The organism is Shewanella sp. 3_MG-2023, from assembly GCF_030548765.1.
GTDB lineage: Bacteria > Pseudomonadota > Gammaproteobacteria > Enterobacterales > Shewanellaceae > Shewanella.
This window is the reverse complement of record NZ_JAUOSH010000088.1, coordinates 1-645: the sequence shown is the minus strand read 5'-3', so window position 1 is coordinate 645 and position 645 is coordinate 1. Positions and strand designations below refer to the sequence as shown.

General features: G+C 45.1%; 1 protein-coding gene. It reads right to left on the bottom strand.

Features of this window, described 5'->3' with window-relative positions; genetic code table 11:
- Positions 1-59: 59 nt before the first annotated feature.
- On the bottom strand, positions 60-645 hold a 586-nt coding region (locus tag Q4591_RS20095), incomplete at its 5' end, for an MtrB/PioB family outer membrane beta-barrel protein (RefSeq protein ID WP_303462626.1).

Sequence of the window (645 nt, the reverse complement as noted above, 5' to 3'; positions counted from 1 at the left end):
GCTTTTAAAAAACTTCTACGTTCCATTGATATATCCTCTCGTAGCATTAACGATGCGTCTTAGCGCAATTGGTAGGTAAACGACAACATCACTTGGTGCGCGTTGTAGTTATGGTTGATATCGCCCAGAGTAATCATCCCCGGAATATCATTGACCCCTACGTTGGCTGCATCGGTATCGAAATAGCGTTCATAGCGGTAAGTTAATTTCAGTGCCATTTGCTCGCTCAAGGCGTAATCGGCGTACATACTGGCACTGTGGTTGTATGAGTAATAATCCCCATACGGATTCATGGTTTCGGCGGTGACATCAGTGTTACTGACAGAGTTACTAAATAAGTAATCCACCCCTAAGGTGAGCTTGTCTTGCATTAAACCGCTATAGCTTGCGCCTGCGCCTAAGTTGATAAATTCATCTTCAATATCAGCCATCCAATCTGCTGCGCCAAAGCTTTGGCTGCCTGCTTGATTGGAGTTAATCCATTGCTGTCCAGCAAACACGTAACCATCAACATGCTGATTAAAGGCGATGTTAAGGTTAGCGTCATAACCGTAATCTTCTGATTCAGTCAGGCCGATTTGGGTATCGTCATACTCGTCTTGGGCATAACGGCTGCTGATGTCCAGACTCATCCAGTTGATAGGG